The 15,593-nt window shown below is 71.1% G+C and carries 9 protein-coding genes and 1 pseudogene; 4 read left to right on the plus strand and 6 right to left on the minus strand.

Translation table 11 applies throughout. The features are described from left to right. Nucleotides 1-14 precede the first annotated feature (14 nt). The 3 genes from FEF34_RS01470 to FEF34_RS01480 form a co-directional block, all read right to left on the minus strand. Nucleotides 15-1,748, minus strand: coding sequence for a hypothetical protein (locus FEF34_RS01470; RefSeq protein WP_138051507.1), 1,734 nt, complete (start codon nt 1,746-1,748; stop codon nt 15-17). A gap of 837 nt (nt 1,749-2,585) precedes the next feature. Then, on the minus strand, nt 2,586-2,789 hold the full coding sequence (locus tag FEF34_RS01475) for a cold-shock protein (RefSeq protein ID WP_138051508.1): 204 nt from the start codon (nt 2,787-2,789) through the stop codon (nt 2,586-2,588). Nucleotides 2,790-3,519: 730 nt separating this feature from the next. Further along, entirely contained in the window at nt 3,520-4,047 is a 528-nt protein-coding gene (locus tag FEF34_RS01480; RefSeq protein ID WP_138051509.1) for a GNAT family N-acetyltransferase, read from the minus strand. An 89-nt stretch (nt 4,048-4,136) separates the two neighbouring features. Between FEF34_RS01480 and FEF34_RS01485 the strand changes: the two are divergent. Further along, nucleotides 4,137-4,339, plus strand: a pseudogene (locus FEF34_RS01485) (IS5/IS1182 family transposase); the annotation flags it as partial. A gap of 463 nt (nt 4,340-4,802) precedes the next feature. On the opposite strand, the gene FEF34_RS01490 reads toward FEF34_RS01485, so the two are convergent. Together FEF34_RS01490 and FEF34_RS01495 are read right to left on the minus strand one after the other, a co-directional pair. Beyond that, nucleotides 4,803-5,378 carry an AMIN-like domain-containing (lipo)protein gene (locus tag FEF34_RS01490; RefSeq protein WP_138051510.1) on the minus strand — a complete coding sequence of 192 codons (576 nt, stop codon included), beginning with the start codon at nt 5,376-5,378 and terminating at the stop codon, nt 4,803-4,805. Between the two features lie 1,410 nt (nt 5,379-6,788). Then, on the minus strand, nt 6,789-7,385 hold the full coding sequence (locus FEF34_RS01495) for an HD domain-containing protein (RefSeq protein WP_138051511.1): 597 nt from the start codon (nt 7,383-7,385) through the stop codon (nt 6,789-6,791). Between the two features lie 207 nt (nt 7,386-7,592). On the opposite strand from FEF34_RS01495, the gene cpt reads away from it, so the two are divergent. Next, complete coding sequence (gene cpt / locus FEF34_RS01500) at nt 7,593-8,126, plus strand: chloramphenicol phosphotransferase CPT (RefSeq protein WP_171052779.1); 534 nt, start codon at nt 7,593-7,595, stop codon at nt 8,124-8,126. Between the two features lie 259 nt (nt 8,127-8,385). Here cpt and FEF34_RS01505 read toward each other — a convergent pair whose 3' ends face one another. Beyond that, nucleotides 8,386-8,796, minus strand: coding sequence for a Fur family transcriptional regulator (locus FEF34_RS01505; protein ID WP_138051512.1), 411 nt, complete (start codon nt 8,794-8,796; stop codon nt 8,386-8,388). A 477-nt stretch (nt 8,797-9,273) separates the two neighbouring features. On the opposite strand from FEF34_RS01505, the gene katG reads away from it, so the two are divergent. Both katG and FEF34_RS01515 read left to right on the plus strand, forming a co-directional pair. Next, nucleotides 9,274-11,505 (plus strand): catalase/peroxidase HPI, encoded by a 2,232-nt coding sequence (gene katG, locus FEF34_RS01510; RefSeq protein ID WP_138051513.1) that lies wholly within the window; start codon nt 9,274-9,276, stop codon nt 11,503-11,505. Nucleotides 11,506-12,040: 535 nt separating this feature from the next. Next, complete coding sequence (locus tag FEF34_RS01515; protein ID WP_199800732.1) at nt 12,041-15,415, plus strand: pyruvate carboxylase; 3,375 nt, start codon at nt 12,041-12,043, stop codon at nt 15,413-15,415. Nucleotides 15,416-15,593: the final 178 nt, after the last annotated feature.

Below are 15,593 nucleotides of genomic sequence, written 5' to 3' on the forward strand. Positions count from 1 at the left end.
CGTCGCCTACGGCTTCAGGAGAGGCGGGCCGTGAGGGTGAGGCCCGGACGGAGTTGACCGCAGGGTTCGTTGGGGTTCGTCTTGTACCGGCTCAGCAACCTCGGCACCTCCCGGGCAGCCCATGACCTGGCGGCGGCAAGCCGCTGTGGGTCGGGAACAGCGTCTGCTCGCACCCAGTCGCCGCCGGCGCCCTCGGAGAAGAGGCGAACGTAGCCCGCGGCCGTCAGCCGGGGAACGGTCAGGCCAGGAGTGGTGACCCAGACTCCGTGGGTGTGGATGAAGGTGGGCCGGAGGGTTGAAAAGACATGGCGCCGCAGGGCGGTCATGTTCCGGCCGGCGTAGGCGTCCGCGATGGTGGGCTCGGTCAGGCCGGCGAGGTCTCTGACGGCGAGGTTGCTCGTGAGGAGAGTACCGCCGAGGTCTGGGGCGAGAAGTGTGCCGTTGGTGACGTTCAGGCGCTCGGCGTACTCGTTGAACACGGCGCCGTACCGGTGGGCGACATGGCACACGGGCAGAGTGGGATGGGCCTGGAAGGAGGCGGCACGCTCTCGCTGCCCGCTCCAGGACACGAGCAACGCCGTGCAGACGGTGACGCCGGCCACGACCCTGGCGCGTTGTGTTCCTCGTTCCACCTGGTCCGTCAGAGCGACGCCGACAGTGAGAGACGCCAGCACCCATACCGGCGTCGCGAAGCGGAACATGCGCATCCAGTCCGGATTGAGCACACCGAAGGCAGCGAGCGTGAGGGCAAGGGGTACGAGCACGCCCGGCAGTGCCGTCCGCACGGGTCCGGGGCGCCCCAGGGCCGCTCCCGTCACCAGAGCCCCGGCCAGCACGGCCGTCCACCCGGCGAACGACAGGAGAGACCCGGTCCCGGAGAACGACTCCCACGTTGGAGTGTCCTGTGCCTTCGCCAGTGCGGTGTTGGGCACGAGACGGGCGAAGACGGCGTAGCGCCATCCGAGGAAGGCGGCATACGGCACGGCGAAGGCGGCGACGCCACAAGCCGCCGCTCGTGCGGATGCGCCCAGCGTCGCACGATGTACCCGCAGCAGCAGCACCCCGGGATAGGCCGCTGCCAGGACTGCCCCGTCCGGGCGGGTCAGGGCCGCCATCAGTGCCAGAAGACCCGTCACCACAGCAGGACCCGCCGCCGTGAGCCGGTTCTCCAGCAGAGCACGGGCGAGCACGGCGGCCAGCAGGACGGCCAGCAGGGCGTAGAGCGGATTCTCCAGACCGGAGAACATCCAGGCCACAAACGACATGTTGCCGGCCAGAAGCACACCGCAGAACAGCACCACGACCCAGGAACTCGACACCAACCGCCGCGCGACGCGGGAAACGGCGATCAGGATCCCCAGCGTGCACAGGACGCCGAGGGCCTTCGGGTACAGGACCTGATCCGGCACACCGAAGTAGGTGCGGTGATCGAACAGGCCCAGACGCCTGCCCACGACCAGCAGAGCGAGCCAGGCCGGGTTGGAGTAGCCCTCGACCGGAGGCGAGCCGGGCTGTTGCACCGGCCCGAGACCCTCGTCGATGCTGCGGGCGTAGGCGAAGGTGATCGCGGCGTCGTCGACCACCCAGCCACCGAGACGCGAGCCCCGCAGGGTGATGAGGACCGTGCCCAGCAGGACGGCAGCCGTGTCGCGAAGCGAGCGACCCGTAAGGCCGGTGCTTCTCGCGGGCCAGGGCCCCGCGTCCTTCTGGGCGACGGGGTGGACTTCGCGGACGCTGGAAGGAGGCAAGGCGGACCCATCGCTCGACCGGACTGGGCATATGGGGAGAGCAACGGCCCACCATGCCCACCGGTTACGCCCGGCACCTCCAGTAGCGGGAGCGTGGCGCTCAGGCCGAGACGGATGCGTGATCGTCAGCCCTTCCGGCCTGGCCACGCGTCCACGGACGTACCGCCGTGCGGAACCGCCTTTACCGAACGGCCACGCGGAACGGCGTCACCCGTCCCGCATGCGCGGCCGCTTCGGCTTCTCCCACCGCCTTGAGCACTCCGTCGGCCATGTCCGAGCCGGTGGACGGCATCGCGTCGAGCAGCCCTGGAGGACCCGTACGACGTGCTGCACCACCCCACCGCGCCCTGGCCGACGTCGAGGGTGTTCCCCGCACTCGCCGCCCACCGGCGGGCCGCGACACGGCCGCACCCGAGGTGGAGGAGAGTTCGGCCGCCGGAGGACCGCTGCTGCGGCTGGCCGACGAACCGTGGCCGGTCTGCACGTTTTCCGCCCCGAGGGCAGGAGCCATCTCCTGTCCGACGTGCACCTGCGCCGACGTATCGAGGAAGAGGCACACGGCCCGGACCGCACCGTCGACGTCGCCCTCGTGCGGCGGCGTTGCGGCGCGGGTGTCGGCGCGGCGAGTGCGGCGTCGAGGGCATGAACTTCCTCGTCTGCCGCATCTGCCCCGGCACCACGCACACCCACCACCACCGCTGGTCCCCCGCCCGGGAACCGCCCTGCGGGTACAGCGGAGCGCAGCGCATCGGCCACCACGTCAGGCGCATGAGGCGCACGAACCAGGCCCCCGGAGCCTCGGGCGGGCTCGGGGGGCCTGGTCGCGGCCGGCGCCGATCAGGCGAGGGTGATGTTCTCCGCCTGGGGGCCCTTCTGCCCCTGGGTGATGTCGAAGGTGACGGCCTGGCCTTCCTGGAGCTCACGGAAGCCGGTGGCGTTGATGTTGGAGTAATGCGCAAAGACGTCGGGGCCGCCGCCGTCCTGTGCGATGAAGCCGAAGCCCTTTTCCGAGTTGAACCACTTGACGGTTCCGCTGGCCATGCCGGTGCCTCTCAGTCGATAGCGGATCCGCACCGCGCGGACCCGGAGGTGATCGCCCTGGTCCTCAGGCACTGCACAGCAAAACGCCCACGCCAGGGCGCGGGCAGGTACTGCGAACCACGACAGCTACGGGTGACGCTACACGGCGATACCGTCCATGACCAGAGAGCAACGACCGTCCGCTGATCTCACGGAGTACTGCCGCCCGCCGTCTCCCTCCTCGAGAGGCCGCCCAGCCCGTGGGGAGTCCGGCGGCCGGCGGTCGCCGCCCGGCAGCCGTCACTGCGGAGGTGGACGCGCGTCCTGGGCGTCTGTGAACGCCCCTGTGCCTTCGGAGCGACGCCGTCGCCTGCAGGCGAACCGTACTTCCGACCTCGCGCCAGCAACTGCGTCGGGCCGCGGATGACCGCACTGCACGGTACTCGTACGACATCAGCCTTTCGGCGGCGTCTCGTCGGCGATATCGGGGCCCCAGGCCGCAGAAGCACCGTCCACCAACAGGCGAACCGACCTCTGCCAGCGGCGATGGCCGCTGTGTCCTGCCCCGAGGCGGGCTCACCACTGCGCTCACCGGATCGGATGTTCCGGACGGGGCCGGTGTTGGGCTTCGAAGAACCGTCCGGGGGCGCCCATCCGGAGCGATCCGAGCCGTACGTCGATGAAGCCGCGTACCTTGTCGGCGACCTCGTGCCGCCGGCCGAGGTAAGGGCTGCCCCGCAACGGTTGGTTGTCACCGGGCGGCGGCGTGCAGGTCACGGATGTACCAGTCGAAGCGTGTGCCGTCCGTGCTGTGTGTCGGCTTGCCGGGGGTGAACCCTGCCCGCTGCGCGACTGCGGCAGATGCGGGATTCTCCGACTCCACCTGGATTACCGCCTCCGCCCCGCCCTCACTCGCCGCGTACTGGGACGCCAACAGGACCGCGCGGGTAGCCAGGCCACGCCCCCGCCAGGACGGATAGAGGCCGTAGGCGACATTCACCTGGCCGGGCGCCAGACCTTCTCCTGCGAACCGCAAGTCGATCGTGCCCGCGAGTACCTCGTCGGCACCCATCCGGATGCCGAACGCGCGGAGTGGCCCGGCGGTGTCCCACTGCTCCCGGCAGTGCCGGAAGTACGCTTCGATGCCCTCCCGCGTGCCGGGACCGCCGTTGAGCCAACGAACGAGTAGCTCGTCCTCCCCTGCGAGGTGCGCCTCCACATCGTCCAGGCGCAGGGGGGACAGAGTGACGATCCCGTCGGACAGCTTCACTTCATGCATCCGGTGATTCTTGACGCCAGAGCCGTGCCGCACCATCGGATTCTGCGCGACATCACGCGGAGTTCCCGGGCCGCAGGAGATGATCTCGTGTGGCTGGTGTGATCACGGCGTCGGAGCCGTCCTGGATAGCCCCGTTCACCGCGCTGAGCTCGCGTGCCTTCGCCAAGCTGGTGGCGGTTCTGCGTCGTGAGGGTGCGACGCGGTCCGCAAGGGCCGGCCATGGAGCCTTCCGCTGGAGGACCGGGCGCTGCCGGTCGCGGCATACTGGCGAACCAACTTGACGATGCGTCAGCCCCGACTCCGGCCGCAACCGAAGGAGCATCAGCGAGGGTTGGCGTGCCTGCCCGTTCAGCCGTGCCTCCGATTCGGGGTGCGGAGGCGGGCGGGTGCGGGCGACCGGCCGCACCCGCCCGAACGAGGGGCGGCGAGCTCACCAGGCGGCCGGACCACGACGGATCGTCCACCCCGCCCTCGTCGTCGTGGTACTGCCGCGGGGCGGAAACGACCGATCCGAGGGACGGTTCGGCGACGTCGAAGCCGTACTCACCTCTCCGGTTCGAGCCCGTCGTCGCGGAGCACCGTGCGACTCTCCTCGCCACGGCACGCCTCACGGCCCGACTACCCTGGTGGGCGGGGCGCAGCAGCATCAGCGCCGCCGGCGCTGCGGACCTCGATCCGGCTGATGGCCGGCGCCTTGCCCCGGGTGCTGCGCAGCAGAAGCGTGCGGTGGGCCCAAGCTGTGCCGTGTCGCCCGGTCACCACTTGTGGGCGACGTCCACGATCAGTTTCCCGTCGGACTGGAGCACCCGGAACGGCAGCCTGGCCCGGACACCGAGCCCGACCTGGGTCTGGCCTTCGAAGCTCGCCCCGAACTTCGTGTCCCTGAACGTCGCGAAGCCGGTGAGGTCCACACCGGGCAGTGGCTTCCCCGCCCGCCCCGGGTACACCTGGCGCATCGTCGCGGGGTCGTAGCTGGGCGCGGAGACGAAGATCTGGAGTACGGCGCCCCCGCTCACGGGTATCGGGTCACCGGATCCGTCCTGGTGGAACGCGTCCACGTAGCTGACGTGGTAGCCCACCGGGCCCGTCGCTCCGCCTACGTCGAAGACCATGCGGTCGAAACACGTGTGCCGTCCCACCCTGATGCCCGTCAGGGGTTCGACGTTCCCGCCCGCGACTGACTTGACACTGCTGCCCCAGGGGGTCGAGCAGGTGCCGGTGGGGGTCGCCGCGTCGGCGCGGTGCGGTTCCGCCGCCGCCTGTCCTGCCGACGCCGCCAGTCCTGCTCCCGCGAGCAGGAACGCCGCGCCGATGGCCAATGAACGTCGCATGTTCGCTCCTCAGATCGTTGATGACGTGCGTGTGCACGCGCAGTGAGACGGATGAGCAACCAACGGGTTGCTCCGCTCCCGGCTTTCAGCCACAAAACGGCCCGAAAATCCCCGAGGGCCCGGGACGGACGGGGGATCACGCGCCGCGTCAGGACGTTTCCCGTGCCGAAGGGCTTGCCTTGGCCGGGAGCCGCGGCGGGAGCGCCGGCCGACAGGCCGCGCGTCCGGGGGTACCCGGCCCGTCCCTGATCCATGTTCCGTCCGCGTTCTGCACGACGTGGAGATCGTCGTCGTCCACCCGGACGACGTGGCCGACGCGGCCTCCGGGCGCGTCGGCGGGCGGCCCACCGGCGCCGCGGCAGCGGAGTGACCCTCGTGCCGGCCGCCGGCCGGCCTGCCCTCTATGCGCCGGCCCAGGTGCATCTCGTCGAAGGCCTCCGGCTCGGGGGCGGCGGACGACTCCGCTGCGCGGCTTCCTCGAGCGGCGGCGTGACCGCCGGCGGGCGGTCCGGGCCTCAACGCGTTCGCTGCTGCCATGGTGACCGGTCCTGCGAGCGCGGCACCGGTCAACGCCAGTGTGGATGTGCGGACCACTGCGCGGCGGGTGGGACTCCGCACGATCTGCTCCTCTCGTCGGTCCTTCCGGCCGGGAGAGCCCGAGAGCGGGAGACGTTCCCCCCTTCCACGGGACGGGAATCTCCCGTGCCGCCACATGCTTGCAGCGAGGCGCGTGGCGCGAAGGAGGGCAGCAGGCGGATCGTCACGAACGAGACAACATTGAATGGAAGGTGCACCGTTCAACGGCGCAGATCTGCCCAGTGCGTCTCCGCAGCTCCGGGGAGGGACGGAGATCCGGCCCGACTCGACATCCGCTTCCGCAAACCCTGCGAGGGCTTCCGTCCGGCCGGGAGACGGCCGGACGGAAGCAGGCAACTCGGCGGAAATCCTCAGGCACTGGCCGCGTTCCTGGGTACACGATCCGGTTGCCGCGACTCCTCGGGGCTGCGACCGCTCGCGGACGGTCGGCCCCTCGGGCCAACTGCCGTGCATCGGATACGGGTTGACGGCGCCTCGACGTCACGCGGGGGAGCGCTGCCCCCGGCCGGCCGCGACGGAGGGCGGAAAGCGGTCACGCGGCACCTGGGGCGACCCCTGCCAGGATGTCGGCGGAGTCCTGCGCGCGGGCGCGGGCCTCGCGGCGGCCTTGGGCAAGTGCGCACGGACCGCGAGATGAACACCGGCACCCGAAGGCGCCGTGCCGCGTAGCACTACCGGCAACGCGCTGGAACTCGTCGCGGTGGTCGCCCCGTTCGGCGGGCGGAGGACGGCGACGGGCGCCGAGAGCGGCGTCGGCCGTCGCCCGTTCCGTGTCGCCGGCGGAGCACCCTCATGTCCCGGTCACAGCCGTGTTCAGGTCACAGCGTGGCTGTACACGGCGGCGAGTTCACCCAGGTCGGGTACACCGAACAGCCTACGCATCCCGTGGAAGGCGGCGCGCTTGTCCTGACCGAACCGCGCTACGTAGGCGGCGTAGGAATCCGCGGTGACGAACCTCGGCGGGGTGGTCTTGCTGTGGAACTTGTCCGCATACATCACCAGCCTCTCCTCGTTCGTCACCGCGACATAGTCGCCTGGCGGCAACGGCAGGCCCTGCCCGGCCACGTCGGACCTGGTCAGGCCCATCCCCGTATGGCAGGAGCAGAACCGGCACAGTTGTTCGGAGAACCCTTCCGCCTCCAGGATCTCGTGCCCGAGCACTCCGTGCCGCACGTAATGCGCCTGGTCCACTCGCCCGGTGTGGTCGTAGAGGCGATACACGCCGATGTCGTGCACCAGGCAACCCGCCCGGACGACATCCGCGTCAACATCCACTCCCGACACGGAAATGAGCTGCTCGGCGATGCTCCAAACAATCTCACAGTGCGTCAGCACGAGGTCCAGGGCTTCTTCGGACGGCGCATACTTCACATGAAGGTCGCGAATCTCGCCGACGCCGGGGATCTGCACTCGGCGACTCTAACAAGCGCGGGCACCTCGAAGGGGTGTACCGGACGTCGGGGTGTGGCGGACGTTCCGGAGAACAGTGCCGCCTCTGCGGGGGCCGAGCGGCTGCGGAGTGTCCCCGGGACCGGGAGCGTCCGCCTGGCGTCGCAGCAGAGCGGCGCCTGACGATTTCGGTTTCGTGCTGTGCGGACTGCGCCCTACTGTGGCGCGGTGACGACTCACATGATCATTCTCAACGGTGGCTCCAGCTCGGGTAAGTCCGGGATCGTCCGGTGCTTGCAGGCCGTCCTGCCGAGTCCGTGGCTGGCGTTCGGGTGCGACTCGTTCGTCGACGCCTTGCCCGCGAGGATGCGGGCGTCGGACGAGGGGATCATGTTCGCCGCAGACGGCACGGTGGGTGTAGGGGCCGAGTTCCGCGAGCTCGAAGCCGCCTGGACAGAGGGCGTCGTGGCGATGGCCCGTGCAGGTGCCAGGGTCGTGGTCGACGACGTCTTCCTCGGCGGCTCGGCGTCCCAGCGGCGGTGGCAGAAGGCCCTGGGCGGGCTGGAGGCGTTGTGGGTCGGCGTCAGGTGTGAGAGTGCGGTCGCCGCGGGCCGTGAGCTCGCCCGAGGCGATCGTGTCCAGGGCATGGCCGCGTTGCAGGCGGACGTGGTCCACAAGGGGGTGCGCTACGACCTGGAGGTGGACACGACACACACCGAGTCCCTGGTGTGCGCGCGAACGATCGCTGCCCGCGTCTGCTGACGGCGCCTGTCGGCGCCGGGCACGCCCCGAACCCGCACGAGAAACGCGGCGTGTCACGGCCGGTCGAGAGCGGGTGCCCCCTGCCCGTCCGCGACACGACTGAAGGGCGGCACAGGTGCCCGGCGCGAGGGCGAGCCCCGTTCGGCGGCGCGGCCGACGACGGCGGGGCCGGGTGACCGCGAGGGCCTCGAAGCTCGAGGTCAGGTCAGGTCAGGTCACCGACCAGTGGATGGTGGAAGCAGTCGCGTCCGGGCGGGATTCAGCGGCAGGACGGGCACAGCCCGCGGTAGGTGACCTCGGCTCCGGAGACCGTGAAGCCGAACCGCTCCGCGGCCGGAAGGGCCGCCAGCGGATCGCCGGCCGGGTGCACGTCGCGGATGGTGCCGCAGCCGGAGCACACCAGGTGCTGGTGCGGGTGGTGTGCGTTGGGGTCGTAGCGCTTGGCACGGCCGTCCGTAGAGACCTCCGCGACCTCGCCGAGGGCGACCAGTTCGCCGAGCGTGTTGTAGACGGTCGCCCGGGAGATCTCCGGCAGCCGCTCCACCGCGCGGGCGTGCACCTCGTCAGCCGTGAGATGTACGTGGTCGCCGTCGAGGACCTCCGCGACGACACGCCGCTGGGCGGTCACCCGCCAGCCACGCCCTCGCAGCCGTTCCAGCAGGTCACTCATGTCGGTTCACCTATTCGTACGTGATGGATGGCCGAAGTTTACCGGCGGATGTCCGAATCCTGACCAGATATGGACTAGGCGAGCTTCTTGACCTGGACTGAGTCCATCGTAGGATCGGTTCCGGCGACAGCCAAGGGTGCAGAGGACTCCAGCACGGCAGGAGACGAAGACATGACGGGACCACCGCCGACGAGCCGCGCCGGCCGGCGGCGTGGCGCCGCCCGGGACCGCAAGGGACGGTGACCGGCACCATGCCGGGACGGCGGCCTCCGGCAACGCCGGTCGTACGGGCGGCTGTTCGTCCCACCGGCCCGCGAGGCGCGCCTCACTTCACCCTGTCGGCCCGTCCCCCGCGGGACCGGCCGGCGCCCCGCGCGGTCGCCACGGCGGCCAGGCCGTCTCACGGGGCCCGCACCCCCACAGTTCGACAGCCCGCAGTTCCTGAGCACATGATCCGCCCAGCCCGGAAGGATTCCCATGTCCGAGAACCATGACGCAATCGTCGCCGACGCGAAGGCCGAGGGCGGGGGTGGCTGCCCCGTCGCGCACGGGCGCGCACCGCACCCGACGCAGGGCGGCGGCAACCGGCAGTGGTGGCCGGAGCGGCTCAATCTGAGGATCCTCGCCAAGAACCCCGCCGTGGCCAACCCGCTCGGCGAGGAGTTCGACTACGCCGCGGCGTTCGAGAGCCTCGACCTGCCCGCCGTGAAACGGGACATCGCCGAGGTGCTGACGACCTCCCAGGACTGGTGGCCGGCCGACTTCGGTCACTACGGTCCGTTCATGATCCGCATGGCGTGGCACAGCGCGGGCACGTACCGCATCAGTGACGGCCGCGGCGGCGCCGGGGCCGGCCAGCAGCGCTTTGCACCGCTCAACAGCTGGCCGGACAACGGCAACCTCGACAAGGCCCGCCGGCTGCTGTGGCCGGTCAAGAAGAAGTACGGCCAGAACCTCTCGTGGGCCGACCTGATGATCCTCGCCGGCAACGTCGCCCTGGAGTCGATGGGCTTCGAGACCTTCGGCTTCGCCGGCGGCCGTGAGGACGTCTGGGAGCCCGACGAGGACGTCTACTGGGGTCCGGAGACCACCTGGCTGGGTGACGAGCGCTACACCGGCGACCGGGAGCTCGAGAACCCGCTGGGTGCGGTCCAGATGGGCCTCATCTACGTCAACCCCGAGGGCCCCAACGGGAACCCGGACCCGCTGGCCGCCGCCCGCGACATCCGCGAGACGTTCCGGCGCATGGCGATGAACGACGAGGAGACGGTCGCCCTCATCGCCGGCGGCCACACCTTCGGCAAGACCCACGGCGCCGGCCCGGCGGACGCCGTGGGCCCGGACCCCGAGGCCGCCCCGATGGAGCAGCAGGGCTTCGGCTGGCGGAACAGCCACGGCACCGGCAAGGGCGCCGACGCGATCACCAGCGGTCTCGAGGGCATCTGGACGAACACCCCGATCACCTGGGACAACAGCTTCTTCGAGATCCTCTTCGGCTACGAGTGGGAGCTGTTCAAGAGCCCGGCCGGCGCGCACCAGTGGCGGCCGAAGGACGGTGCCGGCTCGGACACCGTCCCCGACGCCCACGACCCATCGAAGAGCCATGCCCCGACGATGCTCACGACCGACCTGTCGCTGCGCGTCGACCCGGTCTACGAGCAGATCTCACGGCGGTTCCTCGAGAACCCCGCCGCGTTCGCCGACGCCTTCGCCCGGGCCTGGTACAAGCTGACGCACCGGGACATGGGCCCGATCCAGCGGTACCTCGGTCCGGAGGTCCCGTCCGAGGTGCTGCTGTGGCAGGACCCGCTCCCCGAGGTGACGCACGAGTTGGTCGACGCCGGGGACGTCGCCGCCCTCAAGGCGCGGATCCTCGACTCGGGCCTTTCGGTGTCCGAGCTGGTGTCGACGGCGTGGGCGTCGGCCTCGTCGTTCCGCGGCAGCGACAAGCGCGGCGGCGCCAACGGTGCCCGCATCCGCCTGCAGCCGCAGAGCGGCTGGGAGGTCAACGACCCCGACCGGCTGGCGGGCGTGCTGCGGACCCTCGAGGAGATCCAGCAGTCCTTCAACTCCGCCCAGGACGGCGGCAAGCGGATCTCGCTCGCCGACCTGATCGTCCTCGCGGGCGGTGCGGCCGTGGAGAAGGCGGCCGCGGACGCCGGCGTCGCCGTCGCGGTCCCCTTCGTCCCGGGCCGCGCGGACGCGTCGCAGGAGCAGACCGACACCGAGTCGTTCGCCGCGCTCGAGCCGGCCGCCGACGGTTTCCGCAACTACCTCGGCAAGGGCAACCGGCTGCCGGCCGAGTACCTGCTGATCGACCGGGCGAACCTGCTGACCCTGAGCGCGCCCGAGCTGACGGTCCTCGTCGGCGGGCTGCGCGTCCTCGGCGCGAACCACCAGCAGTCGCAGCTGGGCGTTCTCACGGCTACTCCCGGGAGGCTGACGAACGACTTCTTCGTCAACCTGCTCGACCTGGGGACGACGTGGCAGGCGACGTCGGGTGACGCGAACACCTTCGAGGGCCGTGACGACGTCACGGGCGAGGTCAAGTGGACCGGCACCCGGGCCGACCTGGTCTTCGGATCGAACTCCGAGCTGCGTGCGCTCGCGGAGGTCTACGCGAGCGACGACGCGAAGGAGAAGTTCGTGAGGGACTTCGTCGCGGCGTGGGACAAGGTCATGAACCTGGACCGGTTCGACCTGGGGTGATCCCGGCGTCTGGGCCGGCCCGCACCGGCCGGCCCGGACGTTCCCGCGGCTGCGGCAGGGCCCACCCCGCATCCCCGGGGTGCGTTTTCCGCTTCCCCCTTCGGGGGCCACTGCGCAAACCCACCGGTCACATCCGTCTCGGCCACGGCGTTTCGGCCAGCCGCCTTTCCGGTCGCGGTCCCGGTGCGGCACTACCCGCCGCTGCTCCCGGATGCCGTGCGGACCTTCCTCGACGACGCAGCGGCGCCCGCCCCGAAGCGCGGCGGGCCCACGGTCGGCGGCCGGACGAGAAGGCCGGCGGGTGGAGGCCGGCAGGGCCGCTGAGCAGTGGCCCTCCCCCGCCGGACATGCTTCCGTGCCCGCTCGGACGGGAGTGGGCCTGCGCGCGGCGGAGGCCGGGATGACCGTGGGACGTGATCAACGCAACGCCGCACGGATGTGCTGATCGCCACGGGACTCTTGACGTTACCGCTGGGTAGGGGCTGGGGTGGCTGAGACCATGGGGTGTGTCGCCACCAGGCTGAAGGGATCCAGGATGTTCCGCAAGGTGCTGGTCGCCAACCGCGGCGAGATCGCGATTCGCGCGTTTCGCGCCGGCTACGAACTGGGGGCGCGTACCGTCGCCGTCTTCCCCTACGAGGACCGCAACTCGCTGCACCGGCTGAAGGCCGACGAGGCCTACGAGATCGGTGAGCAGGGGCACCCGGTGCGGGCCTACCTCTCCGTCGAGGAGGTCGTCCGTGCCGCGCGCCGAGCCGGGGCGGACGCGGTCTACCCGGGATACGGGTTCCTGTCCGAGAATCCGGAGCTGGCCCGCGCCTGCGAGGAGGCGGGCATCACCTTCGTCGGGCCGAGCGCCGACACCCTCGAACTGACCGGGAACAAGGCCCGCGCCGTGGCCGCGGCCCGCGCCGCCGGGGTACCGGTGCTCGGCTCCTCCCAGCCTTCCACCGACGTGGACGAGCTGGTCGGGGCCGCGGAGGACATCGGCTTTCCGGTGTTCGTCAAGGCGGTCGCGGGCGGCGGAGGGCGCGGCATGCGCCGCGTGGACGACCCGTCCGCACTCCGTGAGTCGATCGAGGCGGCGTCCCGGGAGGCGGCGTCCGCGTTCGGCGACCCCACGGTCTTCCTGGAGAAGGCCGTCGTCGATCCACGCCACATCGAGGTGCAGATCCTCGCCGACGGAGACGGCGAGGTCATCCATCTCTTCGAGCGGGACTGCTCGCTCCAGCGCCGGCACCAGAAGGTGATCGAGCTGGCGCCGGCGCCGAACCTCGACCCGGCGCTGAGGGACCGCATCTGCGCGGACGCGGTGCGCTTCGCCCGCGAGATCGGTTACCGCAACGCCGGCACGGTGGAGTTCCTGCTCGACCGCGACGGCAACCACGTCTTCATCGAGATGAACCCGCGCATCCAGGTCGAGCACACGGTGACGGAGGAGGTCACGGACGTCGACCTGGTCCAGGCGCAGATGCGCATCGCGGCCGGTGAGACGCTGGCGGACCTCGGGCTGGCCCAGGAGACCATCACGCTGCGCGGTGCCGCTCTGCAGTGCCGTATCACCACCGAGGACCCGGCGAACGGCTTCCGCCCGGACACGGGCCGGATCAGCGCCTACCGCTCGCCGGGCGGCTCGGGAATCCGCCTCGACGGCGGCACGACCCACGCGGGCACGGAGATCAGCGCCCACTTCGACTCGATGCTGGTCAAGCTGACCTGCCGGGGCCGGGACTTCAAGGCCGCGATCGGCCGGGCCCGGCGTGCGGTGGCCGAGTTCCGCATCCGCGGCGTGGCCACGAACATCCCGTTCCTCCAGGCCGTGCTCGACGACCCGGACTTCCAGGCGGGGCGGGTCACGACCTCGTTCATCGAGGATCGGCCGCACCTGCTCACCGCGCGTCACTCCGCCGACCGCGGCACGAAGCTGCTCACGTACCTGGCGGACGTGACGGTGAACAAGCCCCACGGGGAACGGCCCGATCTGGTCGACCCGGGCACCAAGCTGCCGCCCCTGCCCGCCGGGGAGCCGCCCGCCGGTTCCCGGCAGCGGCTCGTCGAACTGGGCCCGGAGGGCTTCTCGCGGTGGCTGCGCGAATCGCCGACGATCGGCGTCACCGACACCACCTTCCGCGACGCGCACCAGTCGCTGCTCGCCACCCGGGTCCGTACCAGGGACCTGCTCGCCGTGGCGCCGACGGTCGCGCGGACGCTGCCCCAGCTGCTGTCGCTGGAGTGCTGGGGCGGTGCCACCTACGACGTGGCCCTGCGCTTCCTCGCCGAGGACCCCTGGGAACGTCTGGCGGCACTGCGCGAGGCCGTCCCGAACATCTGTCTGCAGATGCTGCTGCGCGGCCGCAACACCGTGGGCTACACGCCGTACCCGACCGAGGTGACGGACGCCTTCGTCCAGGAGGCGGCGGCCACCGGTATCGACGTCTTCCGGATCTTCGACGCGCTCAACGACGTCGGCCAGATGCGGCCCGCCATCGAGGCCGTGCGGGAGACCGGTACGGCCGTGGCGGAGGTCGCCCTCTGCTACACGTCCGACCTCTCCGACCCCTCGGAGCGGCTGTACACGCTGGACTACTACCTCCGCCTCGCGGAGGAGATCGTCGCCGCGGGCGCCCATGTCCTGGCCGTCAAGGACATGGCCGGTCTGCTGCGCGCTCCGGCGGCGGCCACGCTGGTGTCGGCCCTGCGCCGCGAGTTCGACCTGCCGGTGCATCTGCACACCCACGACACCGCGGGCGGCCAGCTCGCCACGTACCTGGCCGCGATCCAGGCGGGTGCGGACGCGGTGGACGGCGCGGTCGCCTCCATGGCGGGCACGACCTCGCAGCCTTCGCTGTCGGCCATCGTGGCCGCCACCGACCACTCCCCGCGCCCCACGGGACTGGACCTGCAGGCCGTCGGCGACCTCGAGCCCTACTGGGAGGGCGTGCGCCGGATCTACGCGCCCTTCGAGGCCGGCCTGGCCTCGCCTACCGGCCGCGTCTACCACCACGAGATCCCGGGCGGGCAGCTGTCCAATCTGCGCACCCAGGCCGTCGCCCTCGGCCTCGGCGACCGCTTCGAGGACATCGAGGCGATGTACGCGGCCGCCGACCGGATCCTCGGCAGGCTGGTGAAGGTCACCCCGTCCTCGAAGGTGGTCGGTGACCTGGCCCTGCACCTGGTCGGTGCCGGGGTCGCACCGGCGGAGTTCGAGGCCACACCCGACCGGTTCGACATCCCCGACTCCGTCATCGGATTCCTGCGCGGCGAGCTCGGCACCCCGCCGGGAGGCTGGCCGGAGCCGTTCCGCAGCAAGGCGCTGCAGGGCCGCGCCGAGGCCAAGCCGGTGCAGGAGCTCACGGCCGAGGACCGGGCGGGGCTCGAGAAGAGCCGCCGGGCCACGCTCAACCGGCTGCTGTTCCCCGGGCCGACGCGCGACTTCGACACCCACCGCCAGGCTTACGGCGACACGAGTGTGCTGGACAGCAAGGACTTCTTCTACGGGCTGCGGCCGTCGAAGGAGTACGGGGTCGACCTCGAACCCGGTGTCCGGCTCCTCATCGGACTGCAGGCCGTCGGTGAGGCCGACGAACGCGGCATGCGGACCGTGATGGCCACGCTGAACGGTCAGCTGCGGCCGATCCAGGTGCGCGACGAGGCGGCGGCCTCGGACGTGCCGGTCACCGAGAAGGCCGACCGCTCCGATCCGGGTCATGTCGCCGCGCCGTTCGCCGGGGTCGTGACGCTGACCGTCTCCGAGGGGGACCGGGTGGAGTCCGGTGCCACGGTGGCGACCATCGAGGCGATGAAGATGGAGGCCACGATCACCGCCCCGAAGGCCGGGCAGGTCGGGCGGCTGGCCATCAACCGGATCCAGCAGGTGGAGGGGGGCGATCTCCTGCTGGAGATCGCGTGATCCCCGCTTGCGCACCGATCACGGGCGAGGGTGCGCCGGCCAGGCGCCGCCGCAACCGGTCACCCCGTTCGTCGGCCCGACACGGGTGGACGGAGCGGGGCGGCCCCCGCGGGCGCCCTACGGCCTCGACGGCGCCGTCAGGTCCAGGGCGCGCGAGGGCGGAGCACACCTCGGCGGC

Source organism: Streptomyces marianii (assembly GCF_005795905.1).
Classification (GTDB): Bacteria; Actinomycetota; Actinomycetes; order Streptomycetales; family Streptomycetaceae; genus Streptomyces; species Streptomyces marianii.

Bases quoted from the DNA above. Each gene is read 5' to 3' on its own strand.
- FEF34_RS01475 (WP_138051508.1), bottom strand. From the start codon at position 2,789: ATGGCCAGCGGAACCGTCAAGTGGTTCAACTCGGAAAAGGGCTTCGGC.
- FEF34_RS01480 (WP_138051509.1), bottom strand. From the start codon at position 4,047: ATGCATGAAGTGAAGCTGTCCGACGGGATCGTCACTCTGTCCCCCCTG.
- FEF34_RS01490 (WP_138051510.1), bottom strand. From the start codon at position 5,378: ATGCGACGTTCATTGGCCATCGGCGCGGCGTTCCTGCTCGCGGGAGCA.
- FEF34_RS01505 (WP_138051512.1), bottom strand. From the start codon at position 8,796: ATGAGTGACCTGCTGGAACGGCTGCGAGGGCGTGGCTGGCGGGTGACC.
- katG (WP_138051513.1), top strand. From the start codon at position 9,274: ATGTCCGAGAACCATGACGCAATCGTCGCCGACGCGAAGGCCGAGGGC.
- FEF34_RS01515 (WP_199800732.1), top strand. From the start codon at position 12,041: ATGTTCCGCAAGGTGCTGGTCGCCAACCGCGGCGAGATCGCGATTCGC.